This window comes from Halorussus halophilus, from assembly GCF_008831545.1.
Lineage (GTDB): Archaea > Halobacteriota > Halobacteria > Halobacteriales > Haladaptataceae > Halorussus > Halorussus halophilus.
Map to the genome: position 1 here is coordinate 1,109,566 of NZ_CP044523.1, position 21,372 is coordinate 1,130,937.

Sequence of the window (21,372 nt, forward strand, 5' to 3'; positions counted from 1 at the left end):
TTTTCGCGTGCCGTCGCCGTCTCAGTCGTCTTCGTCGTCGCCACTCCCCAGGTGTTCCTCCGCGAACGAGGACAGCGACTCCCAGCCGACGTCGTCGCGGATGCTTCGAAGTACGTCGCCGAGGGAGTCGCCGTCGTCGAGTTGCTGTTCGCTCCCCTCGACCGGTCTGATGGTCTTCTGGTCGTCGTTCGGTTCGCCTTCGAAGATGGAGTTGCTGTCGTGGCTGTAGAACATTGCCACGCCGTCGCTGACGGTGCCGAGGTAGTCGGAGTTCTGTTTCGTCTCGCCGTCGAAGGTGTAGTCTTCGTAGGCTGCGTTGTGGGGACTTCGGCGTGACATACCACGACGTACGATGGAAAATCAGTTAAGTTCACTGGCAGATTCGAGTCCTCGCGGAGTCGGGGACCGCCGTTCCGTGCAGATTAGCTATCGAACGACAGTTCGCGCGAAGCTTCCATCTCTCGCTCGCGTTGAGTCTCCGGAGCTCTCGACGGCTCTTCGCGCACGACGACCGTGTTGGCGACGCGGTCGCCGAGTCGCTGTCGCTCGTCGCTCATCGCCATGAAGATGAACCCGACGGCAAAGTAGAACATGCCGTCGATAATTCTGAGGAGGTTACGGCCGAACGACGCGCCGTAACTACAGGGCCGCCCGTCTTCTTTGACGACTTTGATTCCGAACAGTTTCTTGCCGACGGTGTATCCGTCCCAGTAGCCTTCGAGGAAGAACCTGTAGAACAAGGCGACACCGCCGCCGAGGAGGAAGCCGAAGCCGGTGAACACGCCCTCGCTGCCGGTTGCGCTGCCAACTGCCATGTACAAGAACACCGCCCCAAAGAAGATGACGAGCATGAGGACGTTGTCGATGATTTGGGCTCCGATACGCGCACCGATGACGTCCGTGTCTTCTCGGGTAGGTTCCCGTGGATATCCAGACATGTCTTTACATCATTAAGTCAATAATTCATAAGTTCTGTGGTACGGACGACGAACCGCTGTGGAACGTGGTGTCGTTCGGACTCGGCGTTTCGAACGACTCCCGAATAGCAGGACACTTACCGAACGCGAACGGAGCGTCCCGCATGCAAGTAAAGAGCCGCGAGCCTGCGGACGCGGGCCGCGAGCGAATCACGGTCGTCCCCGAGAGTCTGGACGACCTGTGGCACCTCACCTACGTCCTCGAACCGGGTGATTTGGTCTCCGGTGACACGACACGGCGCATCCAGCGGAACGACGACCAGATGCGCGACACAGGCGGGGAGCGCGAACACATGTACATCACGCTCGAAGTCGAAGACAGCGAGTTCCACAAGTTCGCCAACCGTCTGCGAATCGGCGGCGTCATCGCCGACTGCTCCCGGGAGGACCAACTCGGGCAGCACCACACGCTCAACGTCGAGGAGACCAAGGAGATAACCATCGAGAAGGTCTGGAAGGCCGACCAACTCGACCGTTTGGAGGAGGCCGAAGCCGCGACAGAGAACCCCGACGTGGCCATCGCAACTGTCGAAGAAGGCGAAGCCCACATCCACACCGTCGCCCAGTACGGTACCGAGGAGTACGCCGACTTCACTGGCACGACAGGGAAAGGCGAGTACGCTCGCGGCCGCGACGAACTGTTCGCCCAACTCACCGACGCCCTCTCGCGAATGGACGTAGACGCAATCGTTCTCGCCGGGCCGGGCTTCACGAAGCAGGACGCCTACAAGTACATCGAGGACAACGCGCCCGACATCACGGAGAAGATTTCGATGGTCGATACCAGCGCCGTCGGCGACCGGGGCGTCCACGAAGTCCTCAAGCGCGGCGCGGTCGAAGAAGTCCAGCAGGAGACGCGAATCGCCGAGGAAGCCGAACTCGTGGACGAACTGATGGCCCGCATCGGCGAGGGCGCGAGGGCCGCCTACGGCATCGAACAGGTCAAGCAGGCCAGCGACTACGGCGCGATAGAGCAGTTGCTGATTCTGGACGAGCGACTGCGACACGAGCGCGGCACGGACGGCGAGTGGGACCTCGACGTGAACGAACTCATCACCGACGTCGAGCGCAAGGGTGGTGACGTGACCGTCTTCTCCAGCGAGTTCGCTCCGGGCGACCAACTCGAAGGCTTCGGCGGCATCGCCGCACTCCTCCGATACAGGCTCGAATAGATGCTCGAACGCTGGCTCGACTACGTCTTCTTCGCGGGACTGGAAATCTCGATACTGGGGATTCCGGCACTGATCGGGCTGATGTACGCCACGCCCGAGAACGAGGTCAAACTGGCCGGACTGACCGCCATCGCCGCCTGTTCGATGGCCGCCGCCACGTTCCGGGGCGAGTTCGTGAAACTGGGCGACTGGCCCGCCGCGGGCGACCCCTACACGATGCCGCTTCGGTCTGCGTACTACAGCGCGACTATCGCGCTCGCCGCGTACGTCGGTGCAATCGCACACGCCGAGACCGGTGTGCCCGGCGTCGGAATGGCCGGTGCGACTGTCGTCTCGATTGGGGCGATGGCTATCGTTCCGCGTGTCGTCTCCGGATTTCGAGGACTGGCGAATCGAGTCGCGTCGTCGAGGTCGTGAGCCAGTCAGGCCGCCCCGTCGGACTCGCCGGAGAGGTATTCCCCGACGACGCCGCGGTGCGCTCGGCGTAATCGTTCCGAGGCCGCTTGTCGTGAGATGCCGAGTTCGTCTGCTATACTATCGAGGGTCGTCCCCCGAGGCACCTCGTAGTGACCCAACTCGTAGGCTTCGCGCAGTATCTCGTGTTGTTCCTCGGTGAGCGTCCCGCGGCCGTTCGAATCAGCGTCGGGCGTGTGGATGTCCAGTATCTCGACGCGGAAGTCGTACCGCTCGAACTGTTCGTACGCGCGAGCGAAGCGTTCTCGTTCCGGGAACCGCAACAGGAGCGTCCACGACCGGTTTCGTCCCGTCGCTTCGAGGATGGTCCCGTCGCACTCGAAGATGATTTCGGTGAGAACGTGGATGCCGTCCACGAACGTGACTTTGTAAAGGTACTCGTCTTCGCTCGAATCGACCTTTCTGATTTCGGTCGCGGTCGGGTCCGCTGTGAGTGCGCTCTCGATTTCTCGTTCGGTCCCACCGGAGAGCCAGACGAACGGCATCACTTCACCCTGTTCGGTAGCGACGACGTTCTCCATTCGAACGTCGAGGGTCGGAAGGCGCTCGAACGCTTCGGCGAGGACAGTTGTCTCCGCAGGAACGTGGATTTCCGCCATCGTCGTCATCGACGCTCCGTTACGAGACCTAGAATATAAACTGAGCGTTTCTTATTCTCACTCCGATAATTGCCCAGTTAGGCACTTTCATACACGAAGATCCTCCCGTCTCACAACACCACGGGAGTTACAACTCGACAGTCCGCAAATCCTCTGCGAAACTCACATCCCCGTCGTACTCGCGCTCGATGGACTCCAGCATCTCCTCGTGTTTGCCCTCCGTGTGCGGGTAGAGGTGCGTCAGAAACACCTTCCCGATGTCTGCGCCGGACTCTCCCAGCGCCTCGCCCAACTGGCTCGGTGTCGGGTGGTTCGCAACGTCCACCTCGTCGGGGAACGAGCAGTCGTGGACCAGTACCTCCGAGCCATCCGCGAAGTTGGCCAGTCCCTCGAACGCCTCGCTGTCGGCGCTGAAGGTGAACTCGTCCCCGAATCGGTAGGCTAGACACGGCATCGAGTGACGGGTTTCGAACCCCTCCACGTCGAACCCGCCGACGGTGAACTCGTGCGGTCCGACCTCCCGCACTTGCAAATCGACTCGTCCTTGCAGATAATCGTGAACGTCGAGCAGGTCGTCCAGCAACGCCTTCGTCCCGTCGGGGCCGACGACTTCCAGATGCTCTTCGCCCGAGAGCCAGCGGGCTTTCAGTAGCGGAAGCAGGTCCGACACGTGGTCGAGGTGGTGGTGCGTCAACAGTACGGTCGAGACGTTCTCGTACCCGATGCCGGACTGCTGGAGTCGGTGGAGGACGCCGCTCCCACAGTCGAGCAGAACGCTGCGACCGTCTTCTTCGACGAACAGTCCCGTCTGATACCGCTCGCCAGTCGGCATCGCGCTTCCGGTGCCGAGAAACGTGACGCGCATGTTCGAATCGGCGGCCCGGACGCTCATAACCGCTTTGGGACCGAACGTAGAGCTAGCAGGCACTACGACGAATGCTATCACCCCACATTATTGTCGAGAATATTATGAAGAGACGACATGCATCGAACGCCCCAAAGTCGAAACGATAGCCTTCTAGACGACTAATTTTACTTCCGCTGGGTACCAAAGGTTTAAGATTCTTTTCTCCCCCGGAGTTTTGTCGGTTGTCCACGTAGTCCCGAGGATGGCCAACTCACTCACGACCGAAACGAATGTCGGTCGGACGCCCGACGGACGGCGACTCGAAGTCTCGCGAGTCGTGGACGCGCCCGCCGACCGACTCTGGACGTTGCTGACCGAGACCGCCTACTGGCCCGAGTGGGGACCGTCGGTGATGGCCGTCGATTGTCCGTCCCATCGGATTCGGGCAGGGACGACCGGCCGGGTAAAAGTCGTTCCCGGCGTCTGGGTCCGCTTCGAAGTGACCGACTGCGAACTGTACCGCTGGACGTGGCGCGTGCTTGGGATTCCGGCGACAGGGCACCGCGTCGAACCGCTCGACGGAAACTGCCGCGTCGTCTTCGAGTTGCCACTGTTCGGGGCAGGCTACGCACCGGTCTGTGCGCTCGCACTCGAACGATTGGCTCGACTGGCCTGAGCGAACCAGATTTCACTTTCACCCCACAGTGCAAACGGACTTACGTCCCCGGTCCCAACCACCGGCAAATGGGAGCGCGGGAGTTGTTGGACCGCGACGAGTTCGGATTCGACGCCGCGACCGTCGATATCGCCGACGAGTCTGCCTTCGACCTGCTGGAACCGGAGGTGCAAGACTGGTGGGTCTCCGAGTTCGGCGAGTACGTCGCCGACAACGGCGGTTTCTTCACCCCGCCACAGCGCGAGGCGGTCCCGCTCATCCACGACCAGCAGAACGCGCTCATCGCGTCGCCGACTGGTTCTGGCAAGACGCTCGCGTCCTTTACTGCTATCGTCAACGAACTATTTCGCAGAGAACGCGAGAAGGAGGAGGGGCTTGCAAATTCTGTCTACTGTCTGTACGTCTCGCCGCTCAAGTCGCTCGCGAACGACATCCACCGGAACTTGGAGGTCCCGCTTTCGGGCATCGGCGAGCGAATCGACGACGACGTGTCCGTCCGCCACGCGATTCGCCACGGCGACACGGACGACGCAGCGCGCCAGCGAATGCTGAAAGAGACGCCCCACATTCTCAATACGACGCCCGAGACGCTCGCCATCCTGCTCAACTCCCCGAAGTTCAAGAAAAAGTTAGAGACCGTCGAGTACGTCGTCGTAGACGAGATTCACAGTCTGGCCGACGGCAAGCGCGGCACCCACCTCTCGGTCAGTCTGGAGCGACTGGAACAGATGACCGAATCGTCGCCGACTCGAATCGGCTGTTCGGCGACGGTCGAACCCCTCGAAGACATCGCGGAGTTTCTCGTGGGTCAGCAGACTGGTGGCGGTTCGCCGCGGGACTGTGAAATCGTGGACACGCGATTCGTCCGGGAGTTCGACGTCGAGTTGCAGTGTCCGACCGACGACCTCGTCAACACGCCGCCTGACGTGGTCAACGAGCGGTTCTACGACCAGTTGCACGAGTTGATTCAGGACCACACGAACACGCTGGTGTTCACGAATACGCGCTCTGGTGCCGAGCGCGTCCTGCACAATCTGCGAGAGCGGTACGGCCCCTACGACGAGGACAACTCCGGATGTCACCACGGCAGTCTCTCGAAGGAGTCTCGTCAGTCCATCGAACAGGCGCTCAAGGACGGGAGCCTCGACGTAGTGACGACCTCCACGAGCCTCGAACTGGGTATCGACATGCCGTACATCGACTTGGTGGTGCAAGTCGGCTCTCCAAAATCGGTGGCGTCCTTGCTCCAGCGGGTCGGCCGCGCGGGCCACCAACTCGGCCAGACGGTAACTGGGCGAGTCGTCGCGCTTGACCGCGACGAACTCATCGAGTGTGCAGTCATGCTCAAGAAGGCAAAAGAGGGCTTCGTAGACCGGGTGTTCGTCCCCGAAGAGGCCTACGACGTGGCCGCCCAGCACGTCTACGGCATGGCCATCAACGCGATTCGCCCCGAAGCCGAAGTCCGCGAGATTCTGACTCGCGCGTATCCGTACCGCAACTTCGACAGTTCGCAGTTCGAGACGCTGTTCAGATACCTCACCTCCGACTACGACGGTCTGGAAGACAAGAACGTCTACGCGAAGATTTGGCGCGACGAGAACGACCCGCCGGACGGCGAGTACCACTATCCGGAGTACGACGTAGGAGAGCCACTAATCGGGAAACGCGGCCGACTCGCACGAGTCATCTACATGACCAACATCGGGACGATTCCCGACTCGTTCACTTGCGACGTGTACACCCGCGCCGACAGCGAGTGGGTCGGCAACTTGGACGAGTCGTATCTCGATACCCTCGAAAAAGGCGACGTGTTCGTCCTCGGCGGCCAGAACTTCGAGTTCCAGTACAGAAGAGGTTCGAAGGTGTACGCCGACCCGACGAGTGCCCGCCCGACCGTCCCCTCGTGGTTCTCCGAACGACTGCCGCTCTCTTACGACCTGGGCCGCTCGATTCTGGAATTTCAGGGCGAACTGCTCGAACGACTGGCCAAGCGCGGGAAGCCCGCAGTGAGAGTCTGGCTCAAGCAGTTCCCACTGGACGACGACAGCGTCCGGGCCATCGCGCGGATGTTCGACGAGCAGGTCCGCTACGCGGGTCAATCGAGCGTCAGCACCGACGACCGACTCGCGGTCGAAATCGAACTCGACCGCGACGAGTACGAGCGCCACTACTACGTCCACTCGAACTACGGGCGACAGTTCAACGACGGTCTCTCGCGGGTCGTCGCGTACCGTTGTGCGAACGCCGCGAACACCAACGTCTCGGTGGCCGTCGCCGACCACGGGTTCACTGTCTCGATGCCACTGAACCGGAAGGTAGACGTAGCCGAAATTCTGCGCGACGTCTCTCCCGAGGAAGTACGTCCCGACTTACGGTCCGCGCTCGACGGCACGGAACTGCTCCAGCGGTACTTCCGCATCAACGCGACTCGGGCGCTGATGATTCTGAAACGCTACAAGGGCTACGAGAAGTCCGCGAGCGAACAACAGGTCTCCAGTGAGATGCTGTTGGGCTTCGCAGAAGACTTAGAGGACTTCGCAGTCATCGAGGAGACCTACCGGGAAATCATCGAGGACAAACTCGCGGTCGAAGCAATCGAGGACGTGATGGCCGACGTGCAGGCCGAGACTGTCGAAATCGCCCAACAGCGCGTCGATACGCCCTCGCCGAAGGCGTTCGGACTGGCGACGCTGATGGCGAGCGACGTGGTGCTGGCCGAAGACGAGAGCGCGGTTCTACAGGAGTTCCACGAACGCGTGCTGGACGAGATCGAGGGTGAGGAATCGGATTCGTTGACGGGGACCTCGGCGGCGCGGTGAGCGCAAGGCCTCAGCGACGAGCGCGTCGTCGGACTTCGATGGCGACGGGAACGAGTAACGAGCAGGCGAGGAGATCGAAGCCGACCGTGACGAGGAGTTCACCAGCCTCGCGAATGGGCAAGACGCTCGCTAGTTTGACGAGCGGTCCGGCGTCTCCGACCCCGCCGAGCAGTTCGAGCGTCCCGAGGGCGACGAGACCGAGACCGAAACCGACGGCCACTAGCGCGGCAGTCACGCCGTCACGTACCGCGAGCAGCGTGAGGGCGTCCCTCTCCGAAAGGTCGGCGACCCACTGATAGCGACACCGCCACCCGACACCTGCGGCGACGAAACCGGCCCCGACCGTGGTGACGATTGCGACGACGTGTCGTAACATGACCTCATCTCACGCGAATGCGAGAAAAGTCTTGGGCAGGGTCCGGCACCACAGAAGTCCCCTCACGCCGACACGCTGTCGCTGTTCCTGAAGGACTGACAGTCACTCCGCGACCAGCAACGTGTCCAGCGCGTCCGGCACGACCAGCACGTCGCTTCCGGGTTCGATGGCGTCTTCGACGGACTCGCAAGCGGTCATCAGGCAGTCTTCGACCACCTCCGGGGCCTCGCTGTTCGTAACGTACACCTCGTAGTTTCGGAGGACGCGAGCGACGACGAAGGCCCGCTGTGCGCCGGGTTCGTAGCCGCGGCGCATCTCCTCGTACAGCTTTTCGGCACTGTCTGCTTCGCTGAGCCAGTCGTAGAAGCGTTGCTCGCCAGTGCCTTCGCCCGCGCCCTCCTGCAATCTGGCGGGGACGACGATGCGGCCGTTCTCCCGTAGTGGATTATTGTCACCGAGCGCCACGTACGTCGCGGCCCGCGTCGCCTGATAGAGGTTCGCGTCCTTCGGCGCGCCGACGCCAGCGACGACTGCGTCGTAGCTTCCTTCGGCAGGGACAGACAGCGCCGCCTTCGCCACCTCCGCGAGGTCGGACACGACGGCGCGGTGGTCGCCCGCGCTCGCGCCGACGATGCCTACCGGCGCGTGGGTGACGTTCAGACAGAAGTCGAGACCAATCAAATCTCCTGCCTCGTCGAGCATCTCGCGGAACGGGTTCCCCTCGATTCGCCCTAACCTCACACCCTCCCGCGCCAGCATCTCTGGGCCGTGGGTGTACCGAATCAGTGACTCGCCACCCGCGCCGACGACTGCTGTCTTCGCACCCCCAGAGAATCCGGCGTACTGGTGCGGTTCGACCATTCCCGTCGAAACCACGCGGTCGGCGTCTACGACGGTCTGATTGAGTTCGACCGGGACTTCCTCGTCCGCGACTCCATCGACGGTGCCGACTTCTCGGGCCGCCGCGGCGTCGTGATTCTCCGCGAGGTCTGCGTGGTCGCCGAGCGCGTCTTCGAGTTCCTCCGCTGTCATCGGCCGATGTAACCCGAGTCCGACGACGACGCTGACCTGCTCCCGTGAAACGCCGCCAGCGTGGAGTTCCGAGAGCAGTACGTCGAGGAGTATGTCGTCGGGAGTGGCTCTGGTTACGTCCGTGACGACGATTGCGACTTCGTCGTCCGGGGAGACTCGCTCGCTCAGGGATGGGCCGTGCGGGTTTTCGACCGCCCGCTCTGCGGCCTCGCGGGGGTCTACTGGTTCGCCGCCGGGTGGTTCGGCGACGGTGACGTTGCAGTCCGGGAGCGAGATGTCGAGTGTGGTGTCCGAATACGGGATTTTCATTGTTTGTAGATTCTGTCGCCGATGCCGTGAAACTCTCGCTCGGAAACGGAGGGTGTGGATTTGGGGCTGGTAGAACTACTTCTGCAACTGAGAAGCTAGCTACTCCCGATACAACGCCACGCCCTCGCTCGATGCTCGTGGCCTCCGGCCACTCCGCGTCTCTCTCGCCCGTTCCCCCCGAGGACAGCGAGAGCGCGGCCGCCGAGGGCGGCCGCGCAGGTTAGTGCTTGCGAAGATTTCGTTTCTGGGAGAAGGTGTCGAACTCTGTTCGAATTTAAATCTCGACTTCGAACCCGTCGCGGTCCTCGCTCGTCGCGGCGAACGCCGCGAGCAGGTCCGCAATCGCGTCGAGGTCGTCCAAGTCGATGACCTCTGCGGGCGTGTGCATGTAGCGGTTCGGCACGCCGACGTTCAGCGACGGGATGCCGTCCCGAGAAGTGTAGAAGGCGTCGGCGTCGGTGCCAGTCGAGCGACCAGCGGCCTGCAACTGCACGTCGATTTCCTTCTCTGCGGCCGCCTCACGTGCGGCCCGGACGACTTCGGGGTGGTTGGAGGACCCACGAGCGAGTACCGGTCCACCGCCGAGTTCGACCTCGCCGTGTTCGTCCTCTTCCTTGCTCAAATCTGGCGAATCGACGGCGTGGGTCACGTCCACCGCGAGCGCGGCGTCTACGTCGAGGTCGAACCCGACCATCTTCGCGCCCTGCTTGCCGAGTTCTTCTTGCACGGTGCTGACTGCGTAGACCGTCGCGTCTACGTCTGCCTCGGCCGCTCGGCGCAGACCTTCTGCGGCACACCACGTACCGACGCGGTTGTCCATGCCGCGGGCGGCGACACGCGAGCCTTGCAGTTCCGTGATGGACGTTTTGAACGTCATCGGGTCGCCAACGTCTACGAGTTCGCGGGCTTCGGCCTCGGTCTCTGCGCCGATGTCTACGTGCTGTTCGGCGACGTCCTCGTACTCCTCTTCGCCGGTTTCGCGGAGGTGAATCGCCGTCTGGCCGACCACGCCGGTGACGATGCCGTCGTCGGTGTGAATCTCGACGTGCTGGCCTTTCGTGACCGTGCGGTCTGCGCCGCCGATGCGCGAGGGATGGACGAAGCCGTCGTCGTCCACGCTGCTGACCATCAGCCCGATTTCGTCGGCGTGGCCAGAGAACGCGATTTCGGGGCCGTCCCCTTCGACCACGGCGATGGCGTTGCCGTAGGCGTCGGTCCGTACGTCGTCGGCGAACTGCGAGACGTACTCGACCCACGCGCGTTGGCCGTCTGCCTCGAATCCGGAGGGACTGGGCGTCGTCAACAGTGTGTCGAGGAACTTGCGGTGTTTCTCGTCCATACTTTCGTCTTCTGAAGGGGCCTTATTCAACGTCACGACTCGAACCGAGCAAAGGCTCCGTCTCAGTTTGGATATTCAAATCCGCGCGCTCCTGCCCAAACCGATAAGTTCGCGCTCGGCGAACCTCATACGGCATGGGAATACTCGAACTACACTTCCACGACTCGGAGCTGTCGTGGAACTTCGGCCCCGGCGCGGACGAGGAGCGCTCGTTCTCGCTGGGCACGGGGGGAGAATCGAAGACTACGGCGACGAACGGCGGGCGAGAGAAGTCGGAGTCACCGTCGCTGGCTCCGAAACTGCGGTCGTTCGGCGTCCTCGCGCTCGTAATCGGGGCTGGGATACTCTACAACCGCCGGAAGGCGCGCCGAAAAAGCGGACGAGCTGAGGAGGCAGAGACGGAAGAGAAGTCGGCAGGGCGGCGGTTCTCGCTGTCGCGCTCGAAGTAACTCTTCAACTTTCGGAAGCGCTCGTCACCGTGGGAGTGGCGGTCTCGTTGCCGCCGGACTCCCACGGACAGCGCACGATGTCAGGCGACTTTCCTGAGACAGTGCCATTGCCGAGAGTCGTCGAGTTCTCGCCCGCGGTCGAATCACCGAGAACCGCACACTCGCTGAAGTTCCGCTGCTCGGAGCCTTGTCGAACCGCCTCGGCCGCGCCAGTTCGTAGATTCACGACCATCGCCTGCCCGCCGTAGCCGTGGGTCTGGTCGTGGCCGCGGACGACGACCAACGAGACGTTTTCCGGTATCTCGACCAGCGTCGAGCGCGTGAACGGTTCGGTGCCGTGGGCGTGGAGTAGTTCCCGGCGACCCAACTCCGTGCCGTTCAGCGTCTCGACCTGCCACCAGTTCGCGTAGCCGTCTTCCCCGTCGTCGTCGTGGTACAGCGTCACGTCGAAGGTGTAGCCGCCGTCGCCTGCGTCTTCGACTTCGACGCTGACGACGTTCGCTTCTTGCAAATCGAGGGCAGGGTTGGTCGTCACTTGCGAGACGCCGAACAGCGTGCCGAGGATGACAGCGACAGCGACGAACGCGGCGACTGCCTTCATTCGTCGCCCCAGTCGTGCCTGCGGAGGTATTCTTCCAGCGTCGAGAACGCCACGTCGTGGTTCGCCCGGAGTGCTTCGATGTCGGCTTCGTACCCCGACTCGTTGAACCACTCGAACATCACCGCCATCTCCTCGCCCATCTGTTCGCGCAGGTCGTCTATGGACACGTGGATTGGTTCGACAGGTCTGTCCAGCACGTCCGCGAACGTCTGAGCGGCACTCTCGACGGTGAGTTCGTCGCTCGCCAGTTCGTACGCCTCACCGAGATAGCGGTCGGGGTCCGCGAACGCCTCGGCGACGAAGCCACCGATGTTGTCGGCGTCTATCATCTGTAGCGAGACGCCCTCGGCCAGTCCCATCGCAAGCGTCCCACTTTCGATGTCGTCGCGCATCCCCTCGAAGTTCTGCATGAAGAAGACCGGTCGAACGATAGTCTCGGGCGGGTCTAACTCCCGAATCCGCTGTTCTATTTGCCACTTCGAGTCGAAGTGCGCGATGCCGGTGTCGCGCTCGGCCCCGCCGACCGAACTGAACACGAAGTGGTCTATCTCTTCCTCGGCGGCGACTTCCGCGAGGTTCGTCCCTTGCTCGATTTCGTCGTCGAATCCAGCCTCCCAGAAGTTCGTCATGCCGAAGACGGCGTCTACGTCCTCGACGAGCGGCCGCAGATTGTTCTTCTGCATCAGGTCGCCCTCTACGACTTCCGCGCCCCTGTCAGCCAGCACGTGTGCTTCGCTCGTCTCGGGATGCCGCGTCATCGCGTGTACCTCGAACTCCCCGTGGTCACCCGACAGCAAGTGGTCCACCACTGCACCCCCCTGCGTCCCAGTCGCGCCGGTAACGAGTACTCGGTTCGTCATCGCAGATGCTCACGACGAGCGTGCGAATAAGTGACGTGGCCGTCGCGAGTCCTGCTTCTCTGGAGTGGTTCAGTCGCCCGTCACACTTTTGCGCGAGTCCGTCGAAGTTCGACGCTGGTATGTCAGAGAATATCTACCACGTCTACTTGGTCCGAACGAACGTCCACAGAGACAACGACCAACCCGGCGAGCGGGAGATCACGTCACCGGTCGAGGGCTACGCCGTCGATTTCTACGACTCGGGCGTCTGGCTCTCACGCGAGACTGGGCGGAACTTCTTCCCGTACGAACAGGTGCGAACGATTCGAGAGCATCCCGCGGGCCAACCGATGGACGAGGAAGAAGAACGTATGAGTGTGGGAAAATCGTCGGAAGACGGCCCCACCCAAGAGGAACTCGCCGACCCGGATAGTTAGGGGTCGAGGTGGGCGAACCGAGAGTTAGGGCTCCAATCCGACGACTTCGCGGTTCAGGATGTCGGCGTAGCCCGAGAAGCTGAACTTCAGCGTGGGGACGCCGGGGAAGGTGAGCGTCTGAATCGCCAGCATCGGCCGCTCGACTTCCGTACCGAGTCGTCGTAGGGCGCTCTCGACCGCACTGTAGAGTTTCGCAGTCTCCTCGACTTCGAGGTCCGAGCAGACGCCCGCGACGCGCGTCGGCAGTTCGGCGATTACTTCGCCGTCTTCGACGACCGCCCACCCGCCACCCATCTCTTCGACGTGCGCGACGGCGGTTCTGAGGTCGTCGTCGTTCGTCCCGACTGCCATCACGCCGGTCGCTTCCCACGTCACGCTCGTGGCGACTGCACCGGTGTCGAGACCGTAGCCGGTGAGGAAGCCGGTGAAGCCAGTGCCGTCTCCGTCGGGATGGCGGTCGAGTAGGGTCGCTTTCAGTACGTCATTTTCGGAGTCTGCGACCAGTTCGCCCTCCACTTCGGGCGGCGAGACAGTGGTTTCGCCCGAGAGGAGACCGCCCTGATACTCGACTGTTCGGACTTCGCCGTCCTCGTTCGCGCTCTCTGCGGAGACCCGGAACTCCTCGGGGGCCGTCGAGACCGACACCGAGTCGTAGAAGTGGTTCGGGTACTCGTAGTTGCGCGGCGCGACCTTCGACTCGCCCTTGTTGTAGACGAGTTCGCCGCCGCTGACGACCGTCGAAACGGTCACGTCTTCGAGGTCGTCGATGAGGACGATGTCGGCGACGTTGCCGGGGGCGAGCGACCCAACGTCGTCCAGTCCGAAGTGCTGGGCGGGGTTGAGCGTCGCCATCCGAATCGCGTCGGCCGGTTCGACGCCTTCTTCGATGGCTCGGCGGACTACTACGTCCATGTAGCCCTCGCGGACCAACTCGCGGGGCCACATGCCGTCCGTCGAGAGCGACACGTCGCTCGCGCCGACTTCGGGATAGGCCTCGCCGACGGCGTCCATATCGTCGCGAATCGACCCGTAGCGTCCGATTGCGTGGACGCCGTTTTCGAGTCGCCGGACGATGTCTTCGCCCGAAATCGACTCGTGGTCGTCGTCGATGATGCTGGCAAATGCGGCGAACTTCTCGCCAGTACAGCCTGCGCCGTGGCCGGTGACGGTCTTGCCTTCGTCGCGGGCACGCTCGTAGAGTTGCTCGACGGGCGTGTCTCTGCCGACTGCGTGAATCCAATCGGTCTCGCCGACGCCGACGACGCGGTCGTCTGCGAGCAGGTCGGCGAGTTCTTGGGCCTCCTCCTCGCTGGCGCGCTGTGGTTCGAAGGTATCGAGCAACGGATGCGGCGGGACGGTCACGCGAACTCGAACGGGGAGGTACGACGTGGCGGCGAGTAACTGCTCGACGCCCTCCGCACCGAAGGCTGGTCCGTAGCCCGTGACCTCCGAAATGATGGTCGTCGTCCCCGACTCGACGGCGTAGTGGTACGCACTCTCGAACGTCTGGTGGAGGTCCAAGTGTGTGTGGGCGTCCACGAATCCGGGTGCGACGACGCGGTTGCTGGCGTTGACGACTCGCGTGTCCTCACCGACGACGGACTTCGTGACTGCTTCGTCTTCTGGCAGGGCCGCGACTCGGCCGTTCTTTACGACTACGTCGCGGGCTTGGAACTCGCCGAGTTCCGGCAGACAGACGCGGCCACCGGTGACCACGAGGTCGGCGTCTTCCTCGCCGAGTGCGACCGGTTGCAGGTCGTTCACGACTCTACCTCCTCGTAGACGACGACGCCGCCCTGTTCGGAGTGGGTCACTTTGCCGCGCGCTTCGAGAACGTCGAGGTGGCCGATAGCTTCACTCATGCCGGAGAAGTACTCCGTCGCAGGGAGGTCTTCGAACAGTTCGTTCATCACTTCGACTGCGGTCGTCGGACCGTCCACGATGGACTCGACTTCGGCGGTCCGTCGCTCGTGGGCGTCGAGAATCTCGCCGATGCGCTCCCTCGGTGCGGTAATCTCTTCGCGGTGGCCGGGGTAGAAGCGGTCGAAGTCGCGCTCGCGCAGTCGCTTCAGCGAGCGATTGAACGCCGGGAGAACGCGCGGGCGGTCGCCACCTTCCTCGGCGGGCGGTTGGAGGAGCGGATTCGGCGTGATGTCGCCCAGCACTTGGTCGCCGACGACGGCGCGTGTCTCTACCCCGTCGTCCGTCTCTGCTTCGAATGTGAAGATGGTCTCGCCAGGAGCGTGGCCTTGCACGGCCTCGGCGGTGACGGTCGTCCCAGCGACTTCTACGGTGTCGCCGTCGGCGACTTCGTAGTCGGTTTCGACGCTGGGCGCGACGGGGAGGAACGTCTCCGGGAGGTTCGTAATCGTCTCGGCGGTCGTGGCCGCCATGCCGTGGCGTTCGAAGAAGTCCGAGAAGAACGACTGCTCGTACTCCAGTCGGGATTCGAAGTCACGAATACCCTCCGCGGCGGTCGGACTGGCGACGACGCGCGCACCGTGTTCGCGTAGTCGCTTCGCGAGTCCGAAGTGGTCGGGATGGGGGTGTGTGACCAGTACTTGTTCGACGTCGGTCGGTCCTAACTCGCGGGCTTCGAGGCCGTCGAGCAGGGCCGCCCACGCCTCTTCGGTTCCCGGTCCAGGGTCGACCAGCGTTCGCCCGGAGAGGTAGGCGTTCACCGGGCCGATTTGGAACGGCGTCGGTATCGAGAGCCGCGTGAACATACGCGAATTGTGACCGCCAGCGGGTAAACCGTTTTTGACATGCCGCGTCGATTGCCGGTCTTCCGACAACGTGCCGTGTCGTCGGAGCAAAGTATATATTTGTCCTTCACGTAGAAACACAATTGGTGTGGTACAGATGAACAAGAACTTCAAGGACGCGTGGTACTACGAGCGACGCGCCGCACAACACCTCTACCGAGGCATTCGAGAAGAACTGGAACCAGTCGAAAACCGAATTCGAAAGGCGACCGGCCGTGAGAAAGAAGCCGTCAGTCGAACCGAGAAGTGGCGCGCAGAGATAGTGGACGCCGAAACGCGGGCCGGGCGCCGAGCGAAAGACGCCGTCCGACGCGCCCGCAGTCGAGTCTGACCGGTCGTTTTTTCGGGTGGTAAAGTAAGTCTTAAGTCCGGCAAGGGGGAACCGTTTGGTACGCGGGTCGGTAGTCTAGTCCGGTTATGACAGCTCCTTCACACGGAGCAGGTCGGCAGTTCGAATCTGCCCCGACCCATAGATTCTTGCGGCGAACAACACTGCGAGCGACCGCTGTGTCGCTCGCAAATCCGTGAGCCGCGAAGCTGTTCAGGAGGGCGGATTCGAACCCTGTCAGTCGCGCGCAACGAAGTGAGCACGTCTGACTCCGGTGAGAATCCGCCCCGACCCACTCGTTTCCCTGCTAGTATCGAAGGACAGGATGGCGTCGAGTTCGGGTGTTTTCGACGCGCATTCTGCAGTTCGTTCGAGCAGATCGCCGATTCCTCCTCGCCGAAGCAAATCGTTGAATGTAGGTGCTCGCTCGCCTACGCTCGAAGTTGCGGAGGCGAGTGCAACGCAATCGGAGGAGCGTGGTCGGACGTTGAGGACCGCAAGTGGGTTCGATTCCCCCGAACGCTCAGTCTCCGTTACCCGTGGTCTCGGTTACGAAAGATGAGCAGTGATGTCGGTGGAGGAGACCATCCCCACGTAGCCGTCGTCGACGACTGGGAGGTGTTTGATACCGTAGTTGGTCATCATCGCGGCGACTTCTTCCATGTACAAGTCCGGTGTGGCAGTCTCGACGTCGGTCGTCATCACGTCCGCCACCTGTAATTCGGAGGTGTCACGCCCGTCAGCGACGGCGCTGAGTACGTCCGTACTGCTGATGATTGCCCGTGGCGTGTTCGGTACGACCAGCGCATTGATGTCCTTCTCTCGCATCCGCTGTGTGGCTTCCATTACCGTCGCGTCCTTCGAGATGGTCTCCAGGGGTGCTGACATCACGTCTTCGACAGTTAGCCGCTCTTCAGAACTCATACAGCATACCACGGGTGGAGACCTTATGGGTGTTCCCCAAGCGCAATTTACCCCTACAGACTACTACGTACGCAAAAAATGACGAAAACCGCAAATCGAAGACCGATTTAGCGACGGCGAAGACCGAGCGCGAGTGCGCCGACGAGGGCGACGACGCCGGTAATCGGCGTGAAGCCGGGGATGGTGCCGCTCGACCCCTCAGTCGTCTCGGAGGAGTTGTCCGAGCCGCTGTCGGTCGTGGTCATGTCGTCAGCGGTCGTGGTCGCGCCGTTCGAATCGCTCGTCGTGGTCGTCTCGGAGGAGTCCGAGCGGTCGCCACGCTCTTCGAGGTAGACGTAGGACACGTCCGAGACGCTCTGGTTTGTGGACGTGTTGTAGGTCATCGTGTCTTCGCTGGCGTTGTAACTCTCGCTGCCGTTGTTGCGGAACAGCGTGGCGGTGTGAACCTGCGCACTGCTGGGGGTCGCATTCAGCGAGATGGTGACGTTCTCGTGAGTGCCGTTCGAGAGGTACTCACTGTGGCCGACCTGGATACCCGACTGGTTGTAGACGACGACGAAACCGCCGTCGGGGAGGGTCGCCGATTCGACCGTCACGGTATCGTTGCTACCGAGCTTCTGGTCGGGGAAGTTGACCGTCGCATTACTATCTGTGCTATTCGTCGCGGTCGTAGTCGTCGTCTCCTGGGCGGCGAGAGCGGTTCCGGCGAACGCGGCGAGAACCACTGCCACAGCGACGACGAGCGTGCGAGTTGATACTGACATCGTGTTTTCTCCGTGCCCAGAAATATCAAAATTCCAACTTTTATGAGGGCGCGCCGCGGCGCTCGCGGCGTCGATATTTCTGAGACGCGACCTGTTGGTAAGAGGGGGAGTATGAATTATGTTACGGAACCGAATGTTTGGTCCTGTCACACACGAAGCCGTCTCGGAATTAAATCACGCGTTACCCTTGAATTCGGACGGGGCCGGACGCCGACCGAAGACTGACGAGCGGTGATAGATTCGAGTCTCGACCAGAGACATATATATCCGTCATAGAAAATACTTAAAGCATCGAAGCCTGAGCGGTAGATGCGGCCGGAACATCATGAGTACGAATCCCGACACACTCGGCGACCGGACCGACACCGACGATACCGCCGATTTCGATACTGCGCCGCGCGCCGACCACACACTCGCCGACCTTCGCTCGGTGGTCGTCAACTACGAGGACCGCCCAGATAGACGAACGGTCTACCCCGGTGGCCTCTCCAGCGTCGAACGAATGTCCACGTGGCTTACCGCAGACGCCACCGCCTTCATCGAACTGGACGACGCCCGCTGACCGGACCCTCTCTTTCCCCGCTTCGAATACAATCCGTTCAGTCTCTCCGTTTCAGTCTCGTTCGACCACTCTGCTATCTCCCGTCGCCGGTCGCTACCTCGGTCTACGTAGTTCGCCATCGACTTCTTCCTTGTGAGGTTTTCCCAATCACTCTGCCCTGTTTCACCCCGTCCGAGAATATATCAATACCACGGACAGTTTGATGTAGCTACGGCGCGTGAACGTTACTACTCATGGCCAAGAACGACGGTGCCACGGGCGGCGACGCACCGGCCGACCAATCGTCCGACGCGCTCCACTGGGCGTTGACCGACCGCCAGCGCGTCGCTGCTATCGCGTTCCTCCAGAACCACGACACGGCGACGCCATCCGAACTGGCAGACCGCATCGCCCGGCAACGAGACGGCGACCCGAAGAGCCTCGAACTCTCGCTGACGCGCCACCACCTCCCGGTGATGGCGGACGCCGGACTCGTGGAGTACGACGAGGCCGACGAATCCGTCACGCTCGCAGAACTGTCGCCGGACGCGCGCGAACACGTCGAACGGGCACTGGACGAGCAGTGAATCACTGCGACACGTAGTGACCCGTTAGCGAATCGCTCTCGAATCGTGTCGATTCGTCACACCTTTGCCCGCAGATTCGCTCGTTCCTACATGGACCAGAGCGTTCGTCTAGTGCTCGTACTGGCGATAGCTCTCTCGCCGATGGTGCTGTACGTCGGCCTGCTGCGAGGTTTGGCCCGGCTTTGCGACGGCGACGCTAGCGACCGGTTCGGCGGCCGAAAATCACCTTCTGGCGTCACCGACGCGGCCGCGGAGATGCTCGACACCGGACCGATTCGGAGCGGTAACCGTACTCTTCGCTCGGAGTCGGTCGCCTGCTCGGACTGCGGCACGTCGAACGTAAGCGATGCGGCGTACTGTCGGTCGTGTCTGCGTACGTTGCGGGAGTAGCGCGAGAAGAGCGAGATAGCAGAAAAAGGCGAAAGTTCTACAGGAAGTCTTCGATGTGGTCTGCGACTTCGTTCGGGGTGTCGCCGACCGGGACGCCAGCGTCGTTCAGCGCGTTGATTTTCGATTCTGCAGTGCCGGTGCCGCTACCGGAGACAATCGCACCGGCGTGACCCATGCGCTTGCCCGGCGGTGCGGTGCGACCGGCGATGAAGCCAGCGACCGGCGTGTCCATATTCTGGGCGATGTACTGGGCGGCCTCTTCCTCGTCCTCGCCGCCGATTTCGCCGCACATGACGACGGCTTGGGTGTCTTTGTCCTGTTCGAACAGTTCGAGCGCGTCGATGAAGTCCGTCCCGATGATGGGGTCGCCGCCGATGCCGATGGCGGTGGTCTGGCCGATGCCACGCGACGTGAGGTTATCCACGACTTGGTAGGTCAGCGTCCCGGAGCGCGAGACGAGACCGACGTTGCCCGACTCGAAGATGTTGCCCGGCAGGATGCCGAGTTTCGCTTCGCCGGGGGTGATGATGCCCGGACAGTTCGGGCCGATGAGTCGCGTGTCCACTTCGCCGAGTCGCTTGTGGACCTTCGCCATGTCCTGGGTCGGGATGCCTTCCGTAATGGCGACCACGAGGTCCAGCGGCGCGTCGAGTCCTTCGAAGACGGCGTCCGCGGCGAACGCGGGCGGCACGAAGACGACCGACGCGTCTGCGTCCTCTTCGCGGGCGGCCTCTTCGACGGTGTCGTAGACGGGAACGCCTTCGACTTCTTGACCACCTTTGCCGGGCACCGCGCCAGCGACGACGTTGGTGCCGTAGTCCATCATCTGTGCGGTGTGGAACTTACCCTCTCCGCCGGTGATGCCCTGTACGACGACGCGAGTGTCTTCGTCTACGAGTACGCTCATTGTCCTCCCTCCGCGTTCTTGACTGCACCTTGCACGGCGTCTTCCAGTGTCTCCTCGACCTGCACGAGTTCGTCGTTCAGAATCTCGCGGCCCTCTTCGGCGCGGGTGCCAGCGAGACGAACGACGACGGGTTTCGGAATCTCGTCGAACTGGCCGAGCGCGTCGTTGATACCCTTGGCGACCTCGTCACCGCGGGTGATGCCGCCGAAGATGTTGAACACGACCGAATCGACGTTCTCGTCGGAGAACACCATATCCAGTGCGTTGGCGACTCGTTCTGCCTTCGCGCCGCCACCGATGTCGAGGAAGTTGGCGGGCGTGCCGCCGTAGTAGTCCACGAGGTCCAGCGTCGTCATCACGAGACCGGCACCGTTACCGATGATGCCGACGTTGCCGTCGAGTCGGACGTAGTCGAAGCCGTACTCTCCGGCCTTCTTCTCCAGTTCGTCCTCGTAGGTCTCCTCTTCCATCTCGGCGAGGTCCGATTGGCGGAACAGCGCGTCGTCGTCGATGTTCATGACGGCGTCCGCGGCGATGACCTCGTCGTCCTCCGTAATCATCAGCGGGTTGACCTCGATTTCGCTGGCGTCGCGGTCGTCCCAGAGTTGGTAGAGCGTCTGGAGAATCGACGCCACGTCGAGTGCGACTTCGCGGGGGACGCCCGCTTCGTAGACGGCCTTACGGGCCTGATACGGGTGCATCCCGAACGCGGGGTCTACGTGTTCGCGGGCGATTGCCTCGGGGGTCTCCTCGGCGACGGATTCGATGTCCACGCCGCCTTTCGAGGAGACCATGGCCACGGGCTTGCCCTCGCCGCGGTCCATCGTCACACCGACGTACAGTTCGTTTTTGAAGTTGACGGCCTCTTCGACCAGCACGCGCTCGACGTGGTAGCCCTTGAGGTCCATCCCGAGGATGTCTTCGGCGTACTCCTCGGCTTCCGCCTTGTTCTCTGCGAGTTTGATGCCACCGGCTTTGCCACGGCCACCGACGTGGACCTGTGCCTTGACGGCTACCGGGTAGCCGATGTCCTCGGCGGCCTCCACGACCTCGTCTACGGACGACGCCAGCGTCGCCTCTGGCGTCGGAATCCCTGCATCGGCGAAGACGTTCTTCGCCTGATACTCGTGCAGTCTCATTTTGCATCCGAAAACGGGTCGTCCGGTCGCTTAAATCCCGACGGTTCGTGGCTGAGAGTGAGCGAGAGCGGGCGATACTTG

25 protein-coding genes and 1 tRNA gene are annotated in these 21,372 nt (G+C 62.3%); 11 read left to right on the forward strand and 15 right to left on the reverse strand.

The features are described 5' to 3' along the window. Positions 1 to 21 precede the first annotated feature (21 nt). The gene (locus F7R90_RS05445) at positions 22 to 339 is read right to left on the reverse strand and encodes a hypothetical protein (RefSeq protein ID WP_158056254.1); all 318 of its coding nucleotides are present in this window, start codon (positions 337 to 339) and stop codon (positions 22 to 24) included. An 83-nt stretch (positions 340 to 422) separates the two neighbouring features. Beyond that, complete coding sequence (locus tag F7R90_RS05450) at positions 423 to 938, reverse strand: RDD family protein (protein ID WP_158056255.1); 516 nt, start codon at positions 936 to 938, stop codon at positions 423 to 425. A 143-nt stretch (positions 939 to 1,081) separates the two neighbouring features. Here F7R90_RS05450 and F7R90_RS05455 point away from each other — a divergent pair, with 143 nt between their 5' ends. Both F7R90_RS05455 and F7R90_RS05460 read left to right on the forward strand, forming a co-directional pair. Then, positions 1,082 to 2,149: an mRNA surveillance protein pelota gene (locus F7R90_RS05455; RefSeq protein ID WP_158056256.1), complete on the forward strand. Its 1,068-nt coding sequence runs from the start codon at positions 1,082 to 1,084 to the stop codon at positions 2,147 to 2,149. Continuing rightward, positions 2,150 to 2,566, forward strand: a complete 417-nt coding sequence (locus F7R90_RS05460; RefSeq protein WP_158056257.1) for a hypothetical protein — start codon at positions 2,150 to 2,152, stop codon at positions 2,564 to 2,566. Positions 2,567 to 2,571: 5 nt separating this feature from the next. On the opposite strand, the gene F7R90_RS05465 is transcribed toward F7R90_RS05460, so the two are convergent. Beyond that, positions 2,572 to 3,231 (reverse strand): helix-turn-helix domain-containing protein, encoded by a 660-nt coding sequence (locus tag F7R90_RS05465; protein ID WP_158056258.1) that lies wholly within the window; start codon positions 3,229 to 3,231, stop codon positions 2,572 to 2,574. Between the two features lie 118 nt (positions 3,232 to 3,349). Next, on the reverse strand, positions 3,350 to 4,087 hold the full coding sequence (locus F7R90_RS05470; RefSeq protein ID WP_158056259.1) for an MBL fold metallo-hydrolase: 738 nt from the start codon (positions 4,085 to 4,087) through the stop codon (positions 3,350 to 3,352). Positions 4,088 to 4,331: 244 nt separating this feature from the next. Between F7R90_RS05470 and F7R90_RS05475 the strand changes: the two genes are divergently transcribed. Both F7R90_RS05475 and F7R90_RS05480 read left to right on the forward strand, forming a co-directional pair. Then, a complete protein-coding gene (locus F7R90_RS05475; RefSeq protein WP_158056260.1) occupies positions 4,332 to 4,745 on the forward strand; it encodes an SRPBCC family protein in 414 nt (137 codons plus the stop codon). A 68-nt stretch (positions 4,746 to 4,813) separates the two neighbouring features. Beyond that, entirely contained in the window at positions 4,814 to 7,564 is a 2,751-nt protein-coding gene (locus F7R90_RS05480; protein ID WP_158056261.1) for an ATP-dependent helicase, read from the forward strand. Between the two features lie 10 nt (positions 7,565 to 7,574). Here F7R90_RS05480 and F7R90_RS05485 read toward each other — a convergent pair whose 3' ends face one another. The 3 genes from F7R90_RS05485 to F7R90_RS05495 form a co-directional block, all read right to left on the reverse strand. After that, positions 7,575 to 7,940 (reverse strand): hypothetical protein, encoded by a 366-nt coding sequence (locus tag F7R90_RS05485; RefSeq protein WP_158056262.1) that lies wholly within the window; start codon positions 7,938 to 7,940, stop codon positions 7,575 to 7,577. Positions 7,941 to 8,042: 102 nt separating this feature from the next. Further along, complete coding sequence (larA, locus tag F7R90_RS05490) at positions 8,043 to 9,281, reverse strand: nickel-dependent lactate racemase (protein ID WP_158056263.1); 1,239 nt, start codon at positions 9,279 to 9,281, stop codon at positions 8,043 to 8,045. Positions 9,282 to 9,555: 274 nt separating this feature from the next. Further along, positions 9,556 to 10,620: a M20/M25/M40 family metallo-hydrolase gene (locus F7R90_RS05495; protein WP_158056264.1), complete on the reverse strand. Its 1,065-nt coding sequence runs from the start codon at positions 10,618 to 10,620 to the stop codon at positions 9,556 to 9,558. A 134-nt stretch (positions 10,621 to 10,754) separates the two neighbouring features. Between F7R90_RS05495 and F7R90_RS05500 the strand changes: the two genes are divergently transcribed. Continuing rightward, positions 10,755 to 11,069, forward strand: a complete 315-nt coding sequence (locus tag F7R90_RS05500) for a hypothetical protein (protein ID WP_158056265.1) — start codon at positions 10,755 to 10,757, stop codon at positions 11,067 to 11,069. A gap of 4 nt (positions 11,070 to 11,073) precedes the next feature. Here F7R90_RS05500 and F7R90_RS22875 read toward each other — a convergent pair whose 3' ends face one another. After that, on the reverse strand, positions 11,074 to 11,670 hold the full coding sequence (locus tag F7R90_RS22875) for a hypothetical protein (RefSeq protein WP_394352015.1): 597 nt from the start codon (positions 11,668 to 11,670) through the stop codon (positions 11,074 to 11,076). Beyond that, the gene (locus F7R90_RS05510) at positions 11,667 to 12,530 is read right to left on the reverse strand and encodes an NmrA/HSCARG family protein (protein ID WP_158056266.1); all 864 of its coding nucleotides are present in this window, start codon (positions 12,528 to 12,530) and stop codon (positions 11,667 to 11,669) included. Before F7R90_RS05510 ends, F7R90_RS22875 begins: the two co-directional genes overlap by 4 nt. A 119-nt stretch (positions 12,531 to 12,649) precedes the next feature. On the opposite strand from F7R90_RS05510, the gene F7R90_RS05515 reads away from it, so the two are divergent. Continuing rightward, entirely contained in the window at positions 12,650 to 12,946 is a 297-nt protein-coding gene (locus tag F7R90_RS05515; protein ID WP_192498410.1) for a hypothetical protein, read from the forward strand. Between the two features lie 24 nt (positions 12,947 to 12,970). On the opposite strand, the gene F7R90_RS05520 is transcribed toward F7R90_RS05515, so the two are convergent. Then, positions 12,971 to 14,710, reverse strand: coding sequence for an adenine deaminase C-terminal domain-containing protein (locus F7R90_RS05520; protein WP_158056267.1), 1,740 nt, complete (start codon positions 14,708 to 14,710; stop codon positions 12,971 to 12,973). Next, positions 14,707 to 15,672 carry an MBL fold metallo-hydrolase gene (locus tag F7R90_RS05525; RefSeq protein WP_158056268.1) on the reverse strand — a complete coding sequence of 322 codons (966 nt, stop codon included), beginning with the start codon at positions 15,670 to 15,672 and terminating at the stop codon, positions 14,707 to 14,709. The genes F7R90_RS05520 and F7R90_RS05525 overlap by 4 nt, the downstream gene beginning before the upstream one ends. A gap of 136 nt (positions 15,673 to 15,808) precedes the next feature. Here F7R90_RS05525 and F7R90_RS05530 point away from each other — a divergent pair, with 136 nt between their 5' ends. Both F7R90_RS05530 and F7R90_RS05535 read left to right on the forward strand, forming a co-directional pair. Beyond that, positions 15,809 to 16,042 carry a DUF7553 family protein gene (locus F7R90_RS05530; RefSeq protein WP_158058842.1) on the forward strand — a complete coding sequence of 78 codons (234 nt, stop codon included), beginning with the start codon at positions 15,809 to 15,811 and terminating at the stop codon, positions 16,040 to 16,042. A gap of 64 nt (positions 16,043 to 16,106) precedes the next feature. After that, positions 16,107 to 16,181: transfer RNA gene (locus F7R90_RS05535), tRNA-Val, on the forward strand. A 407-nt stretch (positions 16,182 to 16,588) separates the two neighbouring features. Here F7R90_RS05535 and F7R90_RS05540 read toward each other — a convergent pair. Next, positions 16,589 to 16,963, reverse strand: a complete 375-nt coding sequence (locus tag F7R90_RS05540) for a CBS domain-containing protein (RefSeq protein ID WP_192498411.1) — start codon at positions 16,961 to 16,963, stop codon at positions 16,589 to 16,591. Positions 16,964 to 17,070: 107 nt separating this feature from the next. After that, entirely contained in the window at positions 17,071 to 17,727 is a 657-nt protein-coding gene (locus F7R90_RS05545; RefSeq protein ID WP_158056269.1) for a DUF7282 domain-containing protein, read from the reverse strand. Positions 17,728 to 18,052: 325 nt separating this feature from the next. Here F7R90_RS05545 and F7R90_RS05550 point away from each other — a divergent pair, with 325 nt between their 5' ends. The 3 genes from F7R90_RS05550 to F7R90_RS05560 all read left to right on the forward strand — a co-directional run bounded on the left by F7R90_RS05550 (position 18,053) and on the right by F7R90_RS05560 (position 19,245). Next, on the forward strand, positions 18,053 to 18,289 hold the full coding sequence (locus F7R90_RS05550) for a DUF7511 domain-containing protein (RefSeq protein ID WP_158056270.1): 237 nt from the start codon (positions 18,053 to 18,055) through the stop codon (positions 18,287 to 18,289). Between the two features lie 233 nt (positions 18,290 to 18,522). After that, a complete protein-coding gene (locus tag F7R90_RS05555; RefSeq protein ID WP_158056271.1) occupies positions 18,523 to 18,855 on the forward strand; it encodes a DUF7344 domain-containing protein in 333 nt (110 codons plus the stop codon). 90 nt (positions 18,856 to 18,945) lie between these two features. Further along, positions 18,946 to 19,245, forward strand: coding sequence for a hypothetical protein (locus F7R90_RS05560; RefSeq protein ID WP_158056272.1), 300 nt, complete (start codon positions 18,946 to 18,948; stop codon positions 19,243 to 19,245). 37 nt (positions 19,246 to 19,282) lie between these two features. Here the strand turns inward: F7R90_RS05560 and sucD are convergent, their stop codons facing one another. Together sucD and sucC are read right to left on the reverse strand one after the other, a co-directional pair. After that, positions 19,283 to 20,152 (reverse strand): succinate--CoA ligase subunit alpha, encoded by an 870-nt coding sequence (sucD, locus tag F7R90_RS05565; protein ID WP_158056273.1) that lies wholly within the window; start codon positions 20,150 to 20,152, stop codon positions 19,283 to 19,285. Continuing rightward, positions 20,149 to 21,291: an ADP-forming succinate--CoA ligase subunit beta gene (gene sucC / locus F7R90_RS05570; protein WP_158056274.1), complete on the reverse strand. Its 1,143-nt coding sequence runs from the start codon at positions 21,289 to 21,291 to the stop codon at positions 20,149 to 20,151. The genes sucD and sucC overlap by 4 nt, the downstream gene beginning before the upstream one ends. Positions 21,292 to 21,372: the final 81 nt, after the last annotated feature.

Coding starts and splice junctions, on each gene's coding strand:
- F7R90_RS05460 (WP_158056257.1), top strand. CDS start 2,150: ATGCTCGAACGCTGGCTCGACTACGTCTTCTTCGCGGGACTGGAAATC.
- F7R90_RS05475 (WP_158056260.1), top strand. CDS start 4,332: ATGGCCAACTCACTCACGACCGAAACGAATGTCGGTCGGACGCCCGAC.
- F7R90_RS05485 (WP_158056262.1), bottom strand. CDS start 7,940: ATGTTACGACACGTCGTCGCAATCGTCACCACGGTCGGGGCCGGTTTC.
- F7R90_RS05495 (WP_158056264.1), bottom strand. CDS start 10,620: ATGGACGAGAAACACCGCAAGTTCCTCGACACACTGTTGACGACGCCC.
- sucC (WP_158056274.1), bottom strand. CDS start 21,291: ATGAGACTGCACGAGTATCAGGCGAAGAACGTCTTCGCCGATGCAGGG.
- F7R90_RS05470 (WP_158056259.1), bottom strand. CDS start 4,087: ATGCGCGTCACGTTTCTCGGCACCGGAAGCGCGATGCCGACTGGCGAG.
- F7R90_RS05455 (WP_158056256.1), top strand. CDS start 1,082: ATGCAAGTAAAGAGCCGCGAGCCTGCGGACGCGGGCCGCGAGCGAATC.
- larA (WP_158056263.1), bottom strand. CDS start 9,281: ATGAAAATCCCGTATTCGGACACCACACTCGACATCTCGCTCCCGGAC.
- F7R90_RS05560 (WP_158056272.1), top strand. CDS start 18,946: ATGGACCAGAGCGTTCGTCTAGTGCTCGTACTGGCGATAGCTCTCTCG.
- F7R90_RS05530 (WP_158058842.1), top strand. CDS start 15,809: ATGAACAAGAACTTCAAGGACGCGTGGTACTACGAGCGACGCGCCGCA.
- F7R90_RS05510 (WP_158056266.1), bottom strand. CDS start 12,530: ATGACGAACCGAGTACTCGTTACCGGCGCGACTGGGACGCAGGGGGGT.
- F7R90_RS05545 (WP_158056269.1), bottom strand. CDS start 17,727: ATGTCAGTATCAACTCGCACGCTCGTCGTCGCTGTGGCAGTGGTTCTC.
- F7R90_RS05480 (WP_158056261.1), top strand. CDS start 4,814: ATGGGAGCGCGGGAGTTGTTGGACCGCGACGAGTTCGGATTCGACGCC.
- sucD (WP_158056273.1), bottom strand. CDS start 20,152: ATGAGCGTACTCGTAGACGAAGACACTCGCGTCGTCGTACAGGGCATC.
- F7R90_RS05465 (WP_158056258.1), bottom strand. CDS start 3,231: ATGACGACGATGGCGGAAATCCACGTTCCTGCGGAGACAACTGTCCTC.
- F7R90_RS05540 (WP_192498411.1), bottom strand. CDS start 16,963: ATGAGTTCTGAAGAGCGGCTAACTGTCGAAGACGTGATGTCAGCACCC.
- F7R90_RS05525 (WP_158056268.1), bottom strand. CDS start 15,672: ATGTTCACGCGGCTCTCGATACCGACGCCGTTCCAAATCGGCCCGGTG.
- F7R90_RS05555 (WP_158056271.1), top strand. CDS start 18,523: ATGGCCAAGAACGACGGTGCCACGGGCGGCGACGCACCGGCCGACCAA.
- F7R90_RS05500 (WP_158056265.1), top strand. CDS start 10,755: ATGGGAATACTCGAACTACACTTCCACGACTCGGAGCTGTCGTGGAAC.
- F7R90_RS05445 (WP_158056254.1), bottom strand. CDS start 339: ATGTCACGCCGAAGTCCCCACAACGCAGCCTACGAAGACTACACCTTC.
- F7R90_RS05450 (WP_158056255.1), bottom strand. CDS start 938: ATGTCTGGATATCCACGGGAACCTACCCGAGAAGACACGGACGTCATC.
- F7R90_RS05515 (WP_192498410.1), top strand. CDS start 12,650: ATGTCAGAGAATATCTACCACGTCTACTTGGTCCGAACGAACGTCCAC.
- F7R90_RS05550 (WP_158056270.1), top strand. CDS start 18,053: ATGAGTACGAATCCCGACACACTCGGCGACCGGACCGACACCGACGAT.
- F7R90_RS22875 (WP_394352015.1), bottom strand. CDS start 11,670: ATGAAGGCAGTCGCCGCGTTCGTCGCTGTCGCTGTCATCCTCGGCACG.